Annotated in this window: 13 protein-coding genes; 9 read left to right on the top strand and 4 right to left on the bottom strand. The window is 43.3% G+C overall.

The window, feature by feature from the left end; genetic code table 11:
• Positions 1 to 284: 284 nt before the first annotated feature.
• Positions 285 to 1,481, top strand: a complete 1,197-nt coding sequence (locus F993_RS02915) for a low temperature requirement protein A (RefSeq protein ID WP_004656834.1) — start codon at positions 285 to 287, stop codon at positions 1,479 to 1,481.
• A 67-nt stretch (positions 1,482 to 1,548) separates the two neighbouring features.
• On the opposite strand, the gene F993_RS02920 is transcribed toward F993_RS02915, so the two are convergent.
• Positions 1,549 to 2,466 carry a LysR family transcriptional regulator gene (locus F993_RS02920; RefSeq protein ID WP_004656831.1) on the bottom strand — a complete coding sequence of 306 codons (918 nt, stop codon included), beginning with the start codon at positions 2,464 to 2,466 and terminating at the stop codon, positions 1,549 to 1,551.
• 106 nt (positions 2,467 to 2,572) lie between these two features.
• On the opposite strand from F993_RS02920, the gene F993_RS02925 reads away from it, so the two are divergent.
• Genes F993_RS02925 through F993_RS02940 form a run of 4 tightly spaced genes read left to right on the top strand, consistent with a single transcriptional unit; the run spans position 2,573 to position 6,395 of the window.
• Positions 2,573 to 3,802 (top strand): acyl-CoA dehydrogenase family protein, encoded by a 1,230-nt coding sequence (locus F993_RS02925; protein ID WP_171066086.1) that lies wholly within the window; start codon positions 2,573 to 2,575, stop codon positions 3,800 to 3,802.
• A gap of 16 nt (positions 3,803 to 3,818) precedes the next feature.
• Complete coding sequence (locus F993_RS02930; protein ID WP_004656828.1) at positions 3,819 to 4,940, top strand: phosphotransferase family protein; 1,122 nt, start codon at positions 3,819 to 3,821, stop codon at positions 4,938 to 4,940.
• On the top strand, positions 4,937 to 5,635 hold the full coding sequence (locus tag F993_RS02935) for a histidine phosphatase family protein (RefSeq protein ID WP_004656827.1): 699 nt from the start codon (positions 4,937 to 4,939) through the stop codon (positions 5,633 to 5,635). Before F993_RS02930 ends, F993_RS02935 begins: the two co-directional genes overlap by 4 nt.
• 16 nt (positions 5,636 to 5,651) lie before the next feature.
• Positions 5,652 to 6,395 (top strand): SDR family oxidoreductase, encoded by a 744-nt coding sequence (locus F993_RS02940; RefSeq protein WP_004656825.1) that lies wholly within the window; start codon positions 5,652 to 5,654, stop codon positions 6,393 to 6,395.
• Between the two features lie 510 nt (positions 6,396 to 6,905).
• On the opposite strand, the gene mpl is transcribed toward F993_RS02940, so the two are convergent.
• Positions 6,906 to 8,267, bottom strand: coding sequence for a UDP-N-acetylmuramate:L-alanyl-gamma-D-glutamyl-meso-diaminopimelate ligase (gene mpl, locus F993_RS02945; RefSeq protein WP_004656822.1), 1,362 nt, complete (start codon positions 8,265 to 8,267; stop codon positions 6,906 to 6,908).
• A 223-nt stretch (positions 8,268 to 8,490) separates the two neighbouring features.
• On the opposite strand from mpl, the gene F993_RS02950 reads away from it, so the two are divergent.
• The gene (locus tag F993_RS02950) at positions 8,491 to 8,841 is read left to right on the top strand and encodes a DMT family protein (protein ID WP_004656820.1); all 351 of its coding nucleotides are present in this window, start codon (positions 8,491 to 8,493) and stop codon (positions 8,839 to 8,841) included.
• 65 nt (positions 8,842 to 8,906) lie between these two features.
• Here the strand turns inward: F993_RS02950 and F993_RS02955 are convergent, their stop codons facing one another.
• A complete protein-coding gene (locus F993_RS02955) occupies positions 8,907 to 9,365 on the bottom strand; it encodes a hypothetical protein (RefSeq protein WP_004656819.1) in 459 nt (152 codons plus the stop codon).
• 229 nt (positions 9,366 to 9,594) lie between these two features.
• Here F993_RS02955 and purE point away from each other — a divergent pair, with 229 nt between their 5' ends.
• The 3 genes from purE to F993_RS02970 all read left to right on the top strand — a co-directional run bounded on the left by purE (position 9,595) and on the right by F993_RS02970 (position 13,195).
• A complete protein-coding gene (purE, locus tag F993_RS02960) occupies positions 9,595 to 10,110 on the top strand; it encodes a 5-(carboxyamino)imidazole ribonucleotide mutase (RefSeq protein WP_004656816.1) in 516 nt (171 codons plus the stop codon).
• Positions 10,111 to 10,178: 68 nt separating this feature from the next.
• Positions 10,179 to 11,300: a 5-(carboxyamino)imidazole ribonucleotide synthase gene (locus F993_RS02965; protein ID WP_004656815.1), complete on the top strand. Its 1,122-nt coding sequence runs from the start codon at positions 10,179 to 10,181 to the stop codon at positions 11,298 to 11,300.
• A 596-nt stretch (positions 11,301 to 11,896) separates the two neighbouring features.
• A complete protein-coding gene (locus F993_RS02970) occupies positions 11,897 to 13,195 on the top strand; it encodes a lytic murein transglycosylase (protein ID WP_032812577.1) in 1,299 nt (432 codons plus the stop codon).
• Positions 13,196 to 13,251: 56 nt separating this feature from the next.
• Here F993_RS02970 and F993_RS02975 read toward each other — a convergent pair whose 3' ends face one another.
• Positions 13,252 to 13,635, bottom strand: a complete 384-nt coding sequence (locus F993_RS02975) for a hypothetical protein (RefSeq protein WP_167353068.1) — start codon at positions 13,633 to 13,635, stop codon at positions 13,252 to 13,254.
• Positions 13,636 to 13,710: the final 75 nt, after the last annotated feature.

Genomic DNA, 13,710 nt, shown 5'->3' with positions numbered 1-13,710 from the left:
TGATGCTCAGAGTCCGACTTTTTGCAAAGTGTAATGACGAAACTCTGACACCTAAATTGTTCAGTTTCACAACCTAGGCTTGGAGGAGGCTACTCCCCTTGTCAAATTCTGTTATGGATGATGACATCCAAAGATAGGCATAGAATTACATAAATAATCGATATAAGCAAACTTTGAATGCATAAATTTTAAACATTATTTTTATCTGGGTGAGATAGGAAAATTCCTCAACTTGGATTAATTTAAACTCGAACTGCTTTGTAACGTGATGAGAATAAAAAAAGATGAGTCCTGCAAAAATTCAAGATAGATTACGAAAGCGACTTGCACCGCGTGATCCAACCGAAGCCCACCGAGCCGCGACACCCTTAGAACTGTTATTTGACCTGATTTTTGTGGTCGCGATTGCAACCGCAGGACAGCAACTCCATCATGCGATCATTGAAGCTCATCTATGGCATGCTTTACCGACCTATTTCATGGTGTTTTTCGCCTTGTGGTGGGCATGGATGAATTTCACATGGTTTGCCTCAGCCTATGACAATGATGACTCGCTGTATCGCTGTTTGACCTTTGTGCAAATTGTTGGCTCATTGGTGATGGCGGCGGGTATCCCCGCAGTGTTTCAAGAACATAATTTCGATGTCATTATCATTGGTTATGTGATTATGCGTTTGGCTTTAGTGACCCAATGGATCCGTGTTGCCAAGCATGATCCTGAACGAAGGGTAACGGCTTATCGCTACGCTGTTGGCATCGTCTTGGTGCAGTTGGGATGGTTGATTGGCAATTTTAGCGCCATTCATATGACGCCTTTGCTGTTCCTTATTCTGGTTTTGGCTGAACTCGCCGTACCGCTATATGCGGAAAAGCATGCGATAACGCCATGGCATCCACATCATATTATAGAGCGCTACAGTTTGCTCACCATCATTGTACTAGGTGAATCCATCATTGGCAGTTTTGCTGCAACGCAAGAAGCTTTTTCTAATCATGATGTCAATTTTAAAGAAATCTTTTTAGTGATTGGCGGACTATTGATAATGTTTGCCATGTGGTGGATCTACTTTGATCGCAGTCATCATCACCATCAACGTCGTGGAGTACAGCCTTTTTTATGGGGCTATGGTCATTTTTTTATCTTTATTAGTATCGCAATCTTAGGCGCTGCTTTAGCGGCGGCGGTTGATGTTTCAACTCAACATGCCCATATTTCCAGTCAAATGATGGGATGGCTGATCGCTGCCTGTCTGGCGATCTATAGCACGTACATCTGGTTGTTTTACGAGGCCTTTGATTTATCGGGCTGGCGACGCTGGCTTTATCCAATCACCATTTTGATCCTTTTCACGATTCCTATGTTTTTTGCCGATATTGGTTATATCGTTTTTGCGATGGCCGTGGTTTATATTCTGCGTCTTGTCATTTCCAAAATGTATTTGATGAATTGTAATGATGAGCAGGCGGCTGCAAGCAAATAATGCAAGTCTTGCAGCACTTATCTTTATAGAGCTGGAACAAGCGCGAAACGAGATACACGCGCTTGTTTTAAGCAAAGATTTTTAGAATTTCTGTGCGTAAGAATTGATGGCGTGAATTATGTTTCACCTGCTCATGCCAATACATCCCCATATTGATTCTAGGAAGTTCAATCGGCAGTGCATGAATGTGTAAATTATCTGAATAATGCAGATGTTTGAGAATACTTTGCGGAATGGTCAAGATCGCTTTCGGATATTGAGCCAAGACTTGCAGCGCCGTTGCATAGTGTTGGCAACGCAGAAAAATCTGCCGCGACAGTTGCTGCCGATTGAGATAAATATCTTCTAGTAGTAAGCCTGTGCGCCGTGACGATACCCCAATGTGTGGTGAGGATAAATACAGGGATAAATCCATGTGCTGCTGTTGGGTACACACCACAAAATGGTCTTCGATCAGGTTTTCAAATTGCACATGTGCCTGCTGCGGTTGTACCAGATCAATCACAAAATCAATTTGTTGGGCGGAGAGATCCGCCAGCATGTTTTTACGATCCAGTTTGGAACTCAGAAACTGAATATCCAGATTCAATTGGGCAAAATGATGGACCAGTTGCGGGAAAATAATCGGTTCGATTTCATCGTGAATGGCAATTTTCAGGCTTTGCAGCATGCTCGGCATAAAGTCCTGCTGAGGCACAGCTATCTGTTGAATCGCCAGTAATGCCGTTTGAATCGGCTGATAAATTTGCTCGGCATAGGGCGTGGGCAGCATCTTTTGCCCGCTACGCACAAATAGATCATCTCCGAGTTGTGTGCGTAAGCGTTGTAAGGCATGGCTGACCGCAGATTGGCTGATACAGAGCAGTTGTGCGGCTTTGGAAATGCTTTTTTGCTCAAAAATGGCAATAAAAAGTGGATATAGATTGATATCGATGCGATGAAAGTGCGCCACTTCCAGTGGGCTAGTATTATGAATTTGATTCATAGTTTTGCATAAAATAAAATCATTTCATTCATAATAAATTTTCGCTTATGGTGATGTAAAGCAGCGAATCAATATTCGCCATATTTTTACCTTGAGGGAAATGATGATGTTTGCATTGTCTGAACGCGCACAGGATTTTATTGCACGAACTAAAGCCTTTATCCAACAAGAAATTGAACCGATCGAAAAGACATTCTGGGATGAAGTCCATCATCGCAATGTTGATGGTGACTGGACTAAGTGGCAGTGGCCTGAACAATTACAACAATTGAAAGATAAGGCAAAAGCGGCGGGCTTATGGAATATGTTCTTACCTGATGCTGAACTGGGTGCAGGTCTATCAGTACAGGAATATGCACATATTGCGGAACTCACAGGACGTAGCTTACTTGCACCGACAGTGTTCAACTGTAACGCGCCTGATAGCGGCAATATGGAAGTGTTATGGCGTTATGGCAGTGACCAGCAAAAACAACAATGGCTGCACCCCCTGCTCGCTGGCGAAATCCGTTCCGTATTCTGTATGACTGAACCGGCGGTGGCATCCAGTGATGCAACTAATATGCAAGCCACGGCAGTGATTGAGGGTGATGAGATCGTCTTGAATGGCCGTAAATGGTGGTCATCGGGTTTGGGAGATCCGAATGCCAAAGTGATTATTTTCATGGCTTATACCCCTGACCCAAACAAAGACCGTCATCATCAACATTCAATGGTATTGGTGCCGATTGATACGCAAGGCGTGACGATTGAACGGATGTTGCCTGTATTTGGGGATTATGATGCGCCGCATGGGCATGGACAGGTTAGTTTTGACAATGTGCGTGTACCCGTCAGCAGCTTTATTGGTGGCGCAGGCCAAGGTTTTGAAATTGCCCAAGGTCGTTTAGGGCCAGGGCGGATTCATCATTGTATGCGTTGTATTGGTGCTGCTGAAAAAGCCTTGGAGTTGATGATTGATCGAGGCATGTCACGCAAAGCTTTTGGCAAAGAAATTCTGAAACTGGGCGGTAATTTAGAACGCGTTGCAGATGCGCGTGTGCAAATCGATCAAGCGCGCTTATTAACGCTGTACGCCGCTTATAAGATGGATACGCTGGGCAATATGGCGGCATTAACCGAGATTTCTGCGATTAAAGTGGTGGCACCAAGCGTATTGCAACATGTAGTCGATATGGCAATTCAAATCCATGGTGGCGAAGGTGTTTCACGCGATACCCCACTGACTGCATTTTTTAATCAAGCGCGGAGTTTACGTTTGGCCGATGGACCTGATGAAGTCCATAAAGGCATGATTGCCAAATTAGAACTGAAAAAACGTGGCTATGCTCGTTGATAAGGAAAATACAACAATGACAATGATTGATATCGGTGGACAGATTCGTCACGGTGAAGAACTGGATATTGCAGCGGTTGAAAGCTGGTTAAAAAAACAAGGTGTAGATCTGCAAGGACAGGCACAAGTGACCCAATATTCAGGTGGCGCATCGAATTGGACCTATCGGCTGCAGTATGACAATGCAGACCTGATCTTGCGTCGTCCACCTAAAGGGACCAAAGCCAAATCAGCGCATGATATGGCGCGTGAATACAATGTGCAGAAGCATCTTGCGCCGTTTTACCCTGTCCTGCCTGAAATGATTGCACTGTGTCAGGATGAGGGCATTATTGGCTGTGACTTCTATGTCATGCAACGGATCGAGGGCATTATTCCACGTGCCAATTTACCTAAAGATTTACAGTTGGATGAGCCGCAAGTACGGCAGTTGTGTTTGAATGTTCTGGATAAATTGATTGAACTACATCAAGTGCCTTATCAAGGCACAGAGTTAGAAAAATTGGGCAAAGGCGAAGGCTATTGCCGCCGTCAGGTCGAAGGTTGGGATGCGCGTTTTAGTAAAGCACTGACACCAAATGTGCCTGATTTTGCCTTTGTCCGTGAATGGTTGCTGCAACATATCCCTGCCGATGCTAAAACCTGCGTGATTCATAATGACTGGCGTTTTGATAATGTCATTTTAGATCCACAACAACCAACTCAAGTGATTGGGGTACTGGACTGGGAAATGGCAACACTGGGTGATCCGTTGATGGATTTAGGCAGTGCCCTCGCCTACTGGATCCAAGAGGACGATGATGCTTTGATGAAATCCAGCCGCCGGCAGCCCACCAATTTAAAAGGCATGCTGACACGGCAACAGGTGGTGGATTATTATCTGGAAAAAACAGGTTTACGGCCTGACAACTGGGCATTTTATGAAGTGTTTGGTTTGTTTCGTTTGGCGGTGATTGCCCAACAGATTTATTATCGCTATTACCATCAGCAAACCGATAATCCTGCCTTTAAGGATTTCTGGATCATGATTCATGCCTTACATCTTCGAGCTTTAAAATTGATTGCGCAAAACCATCCGCAAGCACGAGCATTGATTGCTGAATATGGTGCAAAACTACAGGATATTTTAAAACGATGACCACAATTTATTTGGTACGACATGGGCAGGCATCATTTGGTGCGGCAAGTTATGATCAGCTTTCAGCCAAAGGTGAACAACAGGCACAGGTCGTCGGTGATTTTTTTAAACAGACTCTGAAGCAAACACCGCTGATTGTGGCAGGTTCGATGCAACGTCATCAGCAAACAGCGCAATTGGCCTTAGCCCAAAGTTTTCAGGATGCAGCGATTCAAACAGAGTCGGCTTGGAATGAGTTTGATCATCAACAGGTGTTTGCTCAATACGAACCGCGTTTTAATCAACCTGAATTGCTGAAACAGGATGTTGAATTGATGGCCAATCCACGTGCTTATCTGGCCAAAATTTTTGATGGCGCGATTGATCGCTGGATTGGCGAGCAATATGACCATGAATATCATGAGACCTGGTTAGGCTTTCAATCGCGTGTAGAAAGTGCTTTGCACAGTTTGTGTCAGCACATTGATGCCACGCAACCCCGTCAGGCCGTGGTGTTTAGTTCTGGCGGTGTGATTTCTGTGGCGGTCGGTCAGGTGTTGGGACTGAATGCCAAACAGATTTTTGCGCTGAATTGGTCGATTGCCAATGCCAGTATAACCACACTGCGCTGGTCAAATGATCGTTTGCAATTACTCAGTTTTAATGAGCATCATTATTTGAAAGCGCGTGATGCTGAACTTTTAACATGGATTTAAAAAATAGGTGGCAGGCATGGCAAAGACGATTTTAATTACAGGGGCAAGTTCGGGCTTGGGCGCAGGTATGGCGCGTGAATTTGCTGCCAAAGGCTACAATCTAGCGCTTTGTGCACGACGTTTAGAGCGTTTAGAAGCCTTACAACAACAGTTGCAAAGCCAGTTTTCGATTCAGGTCAAGATTAAAACCCTGGATGTGACCCATTACGATGATGTGTTTACGGTGTTTAAAGCTTTTCAGCAAGAATTTGGAACGATTGACCGAATTATTGTCAATGCAGGCGTTGGTGATGGTCGCCGTATCGGTAAGGGGCATTTTGATGTGAATCGTGCGACCGCTGAAACCAATTTTATTTCGGCACTGGCACAGTGTGAAGCCGCGGTTGAAATCTTTAGAGCACAAAATAAAGGTCATCTGGTGGTGATTTCTTCGATGAGTGCGATGCGTGGTTTACCCAAGCATTTATCAACTTATGCCGCCAGTAAAGCTGCTGTAGCGCATTTGGCCGAAGGGATTCGTGCCGAGTTACTGCATACCCCAATTAAAGTCTCAACGATTTTCCCAGGTTATATTCGCACTGAATTGAATGAAGGTGCCAAGAAATTACCGTTTGAAGTGGATGAGAAAACTGGAAGTAAGGCTTTGGTGAAAGCGATTGAGAAGGAACCAGTGAAGGCGTATGTGCCACAGTGGCCATGGTTGCCAATGGGCATAGCAATGAAGATTTTGCCGTTAAAATTGGTGAATAAACTGAGTTGATTTGGATGGTTATTGCGGAGTCTTACTGTGGTCTCATTTTAATTTTAGACTAAGCCACTACGTCTTGCACTTCAGTTGAAATATATTTCAACTTCGTTCAGGCTCGACCTACTTTTCTTTCGGGGAAAAGTAGGCAAAACCTGAGGTACGAATAGTAAAGATTAATAATCTTTGCCGTACCGCAAGGTAAAAGCTCTGCTTGAGCAATAAACTACGCACTTTGTTTGTCTTGCGCTAGCCCAAAGCTTTAAGCGCTTTGGTTAGCTCAGGTTGTGGATGACGTTTACGCGTATCATCTTTCTTGTCGAACTCAGATTAAATTAATTTCTTGCTGATATTTACTATTGTGACGGCGGCATGGATGCCGCCTGTTTGGCAGGGGTCACATGGATGTACCCTCTGCCAAACAAAGGATTTTTGCTTACTTTTCATCCCTGAAAAGTGAGATATGCCTATACAAAAGATATAGGTTTTTTCCTAATAAATGAAGCCGTGCAATACCTGTATTTACTAAGACAAAGCCCTAATCAACTTTTGGTGTAAACCACCAAAACCACCATTGGACATGATCACCACAGCATCGCCCTCACCTGCTTCATTGACCACACGGGCAATGATGTCATCTAGAGAACGGCTGACTTCAGCCTTGTTTGCTGAAGCTGAGATCACAGGTTGTAAATCCCAATCCAAGCCCTCTGGCTGATACCAGATCACTTCATCCGCTAAACGTGCCGAATGTGCCAAACCATCTTTATGGCTGCCCATACGCATGGTGTTAGAACGTGGTTCAATGATCGCCCACAGCTTACGTTCGCCTAGGCGTTTACGTGCGCCGTCAAGTGTGGTTTCAATCGCCGTTGGGTGGTGGGCAAAGTCATCATAGACTTCGATGCCACGCACCGTGCCTAACAGCTCCATACGGCGTTTAACGCCACCAAAGTTGGATAAGGCTTCACATGCCTGTTTAAGGCTGACACCCACGTGTTGTGCCGCAGCAATCGTTGCTAAAGCATTGGCAACACTGTGTTGTCCTGTCATGTTCCACTTCACTTCACCAACCACTTGGCCGTGTTCCAGTACTTTAAAGTGACTGCCATCGGCACTGATCAACTCAGCAGATAAAGCGGCTTGGTCATTTGGTTCTAGACTGGTACGAACCACAGGGGTCCAGCAACCTTGCTGCAAGACTTCATCAATATTGGTTTCAGTGATTGGTGCAATAATACGACCTTCACTTGGAATGGTACGCACTAAATGGTGAAACTGTTTTTGAATCGCAGCCAGATCATCAAAAATATCGGCGTGGTCAAATTCAAGGTTATTAAGAATCGCCGTTTTTGGGTGGTAGTGAACGAACTTAGAACGTTTATCGAAGAAGGCAGAATCATATTCATCTGCTTCTACACAGAAATATTTACCACCACCTAAACGTGCGCTTTCACTAAAACCCAGTGGTACGCCGCCAATCAAGAAACCCGGATTTAAACCCGCTTGATCAAGCACCCAAGCCAGCATGGTGGTGGTGGTGGTTTTACCGTGTGTACCCGCGACACCAAGTACATGTTTGCCTTGTAGCACGTGATCGGCCAAGAATTGCGGGCCAGAAATATAAGGTAGGCCTTGATTCAGCATGTATTCAATCGCATCAATACCACGTTTCATGGCATTGCCGACAATCACAAGATCAGGATGCGGTTGCAAGTGGCTACGGTCATAGCCCTGCATCAATTCAATACCTGCATTTTCAAGTTGAGTCGACATTGGTGGATAAACATTGGCATCTGAACCTGTGACTTTATGTCCTAAATCTCGTGCGAGTAGAGCCAAAGACCCCATAAATGTGCCACAAATACCCAAAATATGCAGATGCATAACGCGCCTTCTCCACTGCTTTTCATACAGCACTGATATCGTATGTATGATTGTCGTTATCAATAAAAATCAAACGCAACGATAGCAAGGCTTGCATGGAAAAGATAGTCAAAATTCGTTGTTGTTGTTTACTTAAAATGATGCAGATAGATGCTAATATTTCAACGGTTTTACTGGCATGCTATTCCCTATTGTTCAACCCTGATTTGGATAAAAGAACACGATGTTGAGCCCGACACTTTTAGCGCTATGTTTGTTGATTATTTCCAACTGTTTTATGACCTTAGCATGGTATGGGCATCTGAAAATTCTGCATGATGCGCCCATTTGGCAGGCGATCTTATTTAGCTGGTGTATTGCACTACTGGAATACAGTTTTATGATTCCTGCCACCAAATTGCTCAACCAGCATGGCTGGAGTTTGGGCGAAATGAAGATTACCCAAGAAGTGGTGACTTTATTGGTATTTGTACCGTTTATGATTTTTCTATTTAAACAACCGTTTAAACTCGATTACATCTGGGCGATGCTGTGTTTAATGGGCTGCGTCTATTTTGTATTTAGAAATCAATAAATCATAATGACGAAAGATCAAATAGAGTCTTGAGGGCTTAGCCCTTGTGATCTTATGCTTCGGATTTATTTGGCAGGATGCAGACAGGCATTTTTTAAAATTTTGGCGAACTGTTGATCTCTTGCTGATTGATTTTCATATTCAAAGGCATAGTCTGTGTCCATGTTGGTACTGGATAAGGCACCATTGGGCTCAAAATTCGACAAGGCATAGCTATAAGTCTCATCATCACAGTACACACGATATTGGGTAATGGCGTAAAGCCTCCCGATCTTTGTTGGATTGACATAATAACCCGTCATTAATACAGGTTCTTTTTCATCGCTATGCGATGAACCTGTGACAATAAACTTCTCGTGCGTTGCTCCAGTCAGTGCATCACTTTTAATTTCGCCGTTATAGCCCGGCGCTTTATTTAAAGACTGAAAGGTTTTTTGAAATTCATCGAGATTTAAATTCACCAAAGCGGCATTGCTGTGCGCCGTAAAAAGTGCCATGAGCAACAGGCTTAGCCGTTTTTTCATGATGAAGGCTCTGATTGAGGTGGTTGTGCCCTATTATTGTAGAAATTCAACGCTATGTCATTGTTCATACGATCAATTTTCCTTATTTGTTAAAAAATCTGTTGATCGTGGTTCAGTTAAATTTTCGTGAGATGAAAAATCAGTCTATAATAATCGGGTTCTGAATCCTCTAAAGCTTGGCTCTCGTCGAGATTTATCTTCTTTAATTTTTGTCTCTGGAACATTAGCAATGAATGCGGCCGCAGCACAAGACGCTCAACCACTTGTTGGAATTATCATGGGTTCTCAATCAGATTGGGCAACTCTCGAACATACTGCCAATATGCTTAAACAGCTTGGTGTCCCATTTGAAGCGGAAGTTGTTTCTGCACACCGTACCCCAGACCGTTTGTTTGAATATGCGGAAACTGCACGTGATCGTGGTATTCAAGTGATTATTGCAGGTGCTGGCGGTGCAGCACATTTACCGGGTATGTGTGCAGCGAAAACTGATTTACCTGTGCTTGGCGTACCTGTGAAGTCTTCGATTTTAAATGGCGTAGATTCATTGCTTTCGATTGTACAAATGCCAGCAGGTATCGCAGTCGGTACTTTGGCCATTGGTCAGGCTGGTGCAACCAATGCGGCAATTATGGCGGCGCAAATCCTTGGCTTAACCCGCCCAGACATTGCAAAAAACGTAGCGGACTTCCGTACAGCACAAACCGAAAAAGTGTCGAATAATAATATCCCTGGTCATGAATGAGGATAAGCAAAGCAACGCTTTGCCCGAATGTAAGGCGAAGACTTTGTCTGAGCAAAAGAGTTATAGATATGAATAAAACCATCGGTATTTTTGGTGGCGGGCAGCTTGGCCGCATGATGGCGCAAGCCGCTTTACCACTGAATATTCAATGTACTTTTTTTGAAGCAGAAACGGATTGCCCTGCTGCAATTTTAGGTCCTGTATTTTCTAGCCAAAACCCGCAAGGCTTGCACGATTTTATTGCCAGTGCGGATGTATTTAGCCTTGAATTTGAAAATACGCCTGTTGCAGATGTAGATGTATTGACGCAAAGCAAAACACTGCACCCTCCTCGCCTTGCTTTGGCGACGGCACAAAATCGCTTGGCAGAAAAAAGTTTGTTTGACGAACTCGGTATCCCAGTTGCACCATATCGTGCTGTGGATAGCTTGGACAGCTTAAAACAAGCGGTGGCGGAGTTAGGCTTACCTATCGTATTAAAAACCGTAACCGGTGGCTATGATGGTAAAGGTCAATTCGTACTCCGTACAGAAGATCAAATCGAGACAGCTTGGGCTGAACTCGGCCCTGCGAAAAGCTTGATCGCGGAAAGTTTTGTCAAATTCAGCCGTGAAGTTTCAATCATTGCGGTGCGTGGTCAAAATGGCGATGTGAAAACTTGGGCTTTAGCAGAAAACCATCACCATAATGGTATTCTGTCACATTCGATTGTACCTGCACCGAATAGCGTTGATTTACAGCCGGTGGCACAGGACTATATTACCCGTTTGTTGAACCATTTAAATTATGTGGGTGTGCTCACGCTTGAGCTGTTTGTGACCGAACAAGGTTTATATGCCAATGAAATGGCGTGCCGTGTACATAACTCGGGTCATTGGTCGATTGAAGGTGCAATTTGCTCGCAATTTGAAAACCATATTCGTGCGGTTGCAGGGTTGCCATTGGGTTCTACGGAAGTGATTCGTCCAACCGTGATGATCAATATTATTGGTCAACATCCAAAATCTGAACAGGTTTTGGCACTGAATGGCGCACATTTACATCTTTATAATAAGTCTGAACGTACTGGCCGTAAGTTGGGTCATATTACCTTGATGCCAAATAATGCTGATGATTTAACAGGTTTGTGCCGTCAATTGGCGAAAATTCTACCTGTACCATTGGCATTAACCGCAGAAATGACGCTCTAAACTTATCCACAATTGCTAAAAAGCGGTCCTCGGATCGCTTTTTTTATTGCAGATTGATTTTAAATTTAAACTTTTAAATTTGAAAACAGAGAAACAAGGGGTGTGGATAACTTGATTGTGGCTTTTGAATTTAAAATAAAGCGGTCAATTTGAATTTAAAACTAGTCTGATTGTGGTTGTGTATTTTTAAATTCAAAAATAATCTCGATTTTTAAATTTAAAAGAAGCAGATCTGTTGAGATATGAATTTAAATAAGCGGCTTGTGGATATCTATTTTCATGATTTAAGTACTTAAAGCTATGATCAATCGATGTTCTATCCTGTATTTGGTTGATTGCTAGGGCTGAAATGAATTTAAAAGTGGATAACTTTTTAAATTTAAAATGATTGATTGGGGTGGGATGTGCTTTTGAATTTAAATGAGGGGTGTTGATAAGTTTTAAATTTAAAACGAGGTTGGAATTATGAATTTAAAAAGCGTGTTTTTAAATTTAAAACCTAGAAATAAATTCAAAGTTACGTTTCCAAACTGTACATCTTGATCGAGCGTGTTAAGGTGGAGAAGAAATTTAAATTCAAAAGTTTTGGTTCAGTCATGAAACGTTATTTTTCTTTTTTTCTAGGCACTGCCTTATTTACTTTTTTTAATCACGCGCATGCTGAGCTTGTGATTAATGGTGCAACGGTTTCGGCACCGACCACAACAGCAACTGTCGCTGGTAGTAATTATACGCCAAATTCGAATTTCCAAGGCTGTATTGCCAATTTACGTTCACAGGCGATTGCATCGGGTGTATCGGGCACAACCTATGATCGCTATACCCAAAATTTAACCCCAGATTATTCAGTGATTGATAAATTAAACTATCAACCTGAATTTTCGACCCCAATCTGGGATTATTTGTCCGGCCTTGTGGATAACGAACGCGTACAGGCAGGACAACAAAAACTGACTCAACACCGTGCAGTCTTAAACCGCGTTGAGCAGGCTTATGGTGTACCTGCAGAAACAGTAGTTGCCGTTTGGGGTGTCGAAAGTAATTATGGCGATATTTCGGGTAAATATCCCTTATTACAAGCACTCGGCACTTTAAGTTGTGAAGGTCGTCGTCAAAGTTATTTCCGTGGTGAGTTTTTTGCCACTATGCGTATTTTGCAACGTGGTGATTTAACCCAAGATCAACTTTATGGTTCATGGGCAGGGGCTTTTGGTCATACTCAATTTATGCCATCGACCTATGAACGTTTAGCGGTTGATTTTGATGGCGATGGCCGCCGTGATTTGGTTTCAAGCACCACCGATGCCTTGGCTTCGACTGCAAATTTCTTAAAGCGAGCAGGCTGGCAAACAGGTATGCCATGGGGCTTTGAGGTCAAAATTCCACAAGGTATGTCGATTTCTGGTGAAGGCCGTCGCAATAAAAAACCACTGAATAGCTGGATTGCGCAAGGGGTGACCCGTGCGGATGGGACGGCATTAATTCAAGGTAATTTATCGGGCAGTACCCCAGCAGGACTCATGTCACCCGCGGGCGCAAATGGTCCTGTGTTCTTGGTGTTTAAAAACTTTGATGCAATTTATAGTTATAACGCGGCTGAAAGTTATGGTTTAGCCATTGCCCATTTATCTGATCGTTTACGTGGTGGCACGCCATTTTTAACCGCTTGGCCAACTGATGATGCAGGGACATCTCGTGCAGAACGTCGTGAAATTCAACAGTTTTTAGTACAGCGTGGTTATGATATTGGTGCTGTTGATGGTTTGATTGGCGATAAAAGCCGTCAGGCGATCCGTCAAGAACAGAGCCGTCTTGGTTTAAATCAGACCGGGCGTGCAGGGCAACAGATTTTACGTGCCTTCCGTCAGGAACAGGCCAAGCAAATGATGCAGTAAAGCGGTTTAATAAAACAAAAAGGTCTGCTAATGCAGACCTTTTTTATCTTTCTGTTTTATGGCGCTGCGTCTAGTTTCACGGCCTCTAAAATATCAAAAATCACCGCAGTCACATCTTGGCTTAAATCACGATCATTGAAGATCTCAAAAGCGGTGATGGTGACATCAGTATCACTTGGTAGCTGTTTTTGTTCTTCTTCAATCAAGTGTTCAATCGGCAAAAGCGTCTGTTTAACTTCTAAATGCAGAATCTCGTCATACGCCACATTTTCATCTTCAAGCTCGATTTCTTGCTCATTGAAATAAGGAATTAAAATAGAGTGCAGATATGGGCTAATATCTTGAATATCCAAAAGTTCGACATCACGAGTTTGTTCAATCGTACTGATGTGGTCGTTCACTTCAATTAAGATATGATAATAACTCATGCAGATCTCCATTAAGGCTAAGATGATGTTTTAACACCACAATAACATGAATAAATCAAAACAATCGACCCATTCTTGTTATTGCTT

It is taken from the genome of Acinetobacter proteolyticus (assembly GCF_000367945.1).
Classification (GTDB): Bacteria; Pseudomonadota; Gammaproteobacteria; order Pseudomonadales; family Moraxellaceae; genus Acinetobacter; species Acinetobacter proteolyticus.
This window is presented reverse-complemented; position numbering and strand designations above follow the sequence as displayed.

What these genes read in the sequence shown, in the direction of transcription:
- F993_RS02950 (WP_004656820.1), top strand. Translation starts at nt 8,491, where the DNA reads ATGTTGAGCCCGACACTTTTAGCGCTATGTTTGTTGATTATTTCCAAC.
- F993_RS02965 (WP_004656815.1), top strand. Translation starts at nt 10,179, where the DNA reads ATGAATAAAACCATCGGTATTTTTGGTGGCGGGCAGCTTGGCCGCATG.
- mpl (WP_004656822.1), bottom strand. Translation starts at nt 8,267, where the DNA reads ATGCATCTGCATATTTTGGGTATTTGTGGCACATTTATGGGGTCTTTG.
- F993_RS02970 (WP_032812577.1), top strand. Translation starts at nt 11,897, where the DNA reads ATGAAACGTTATTTTTCTTTTTTTCTAGGCACTGCCTTATTTACTTTT.
- F993_RS02920 (WP_004656831.1), bottom strand. Translation starts at nt 2,466, where the DNA reads ATGAATCAAATTCATAATACTAGCCCACTGGAAGTGGCGCACTTTCAT.
- F993_RS02930 (WP_004656828.1), top strand. Translation starts at nt 3,819, where the DNA reads ATGACAATGATTGATATCGGTGGACAGATTCGTCACGGTGAAGAACTG.
- F993_RS02915 (WP_004656834.1), top strand. Translation starts at nt 285, where the DNA reads ATGAGTCCTGCAAAAATTCAAGATAGATTACGAAAGCGACTTGCACCG.
- F993_RS02935 (WP_004656827.1), top strand. Translation starts at nt 4,937, where the DNA reads ATGACCACAATTTATTTGGTACGACATGGGCAGGCATCATTTGGTGCG.
- F993_RS02955 (WP_004656819.1), bottom strand. Translation starts at nt 9,365, where the DNA reads ATGAAAAAACGGCTAAGCCTGTTGCTCATGGCACTTTTTACGGCGCAC.
- F993_RS02925 (WP_171066086.1), top strand. Translation starts at nt 2,573, where the DNA reads ATGTTTGCATTGTCTGAACGCGCACAGGATTTTATTGCACGAACTAAA.
- F993_RS02940 (WP_004656825.1), top strand. Translation starts at nt 5,652, where the DNA reads ATGGCAAAGACGATTTTAATTACAGGGGCAAGTTCGGGCTTGGGCGCA.
- purE (WP_004656816.1), top strand. Translation starts at nt 9,595, where the DNA reads ATGAATGCGGCCGCAGCACAAGACGCTCAACCACTTGTTGGAATTATC.
- F993_RS02975 (WP_167353068.1), bottom strand. Translation starts at nt 13,635, where the DNA reads ATGGAGATCTGCATGAGTTATTATCATATCTTAATTGAAGTGAACGAC.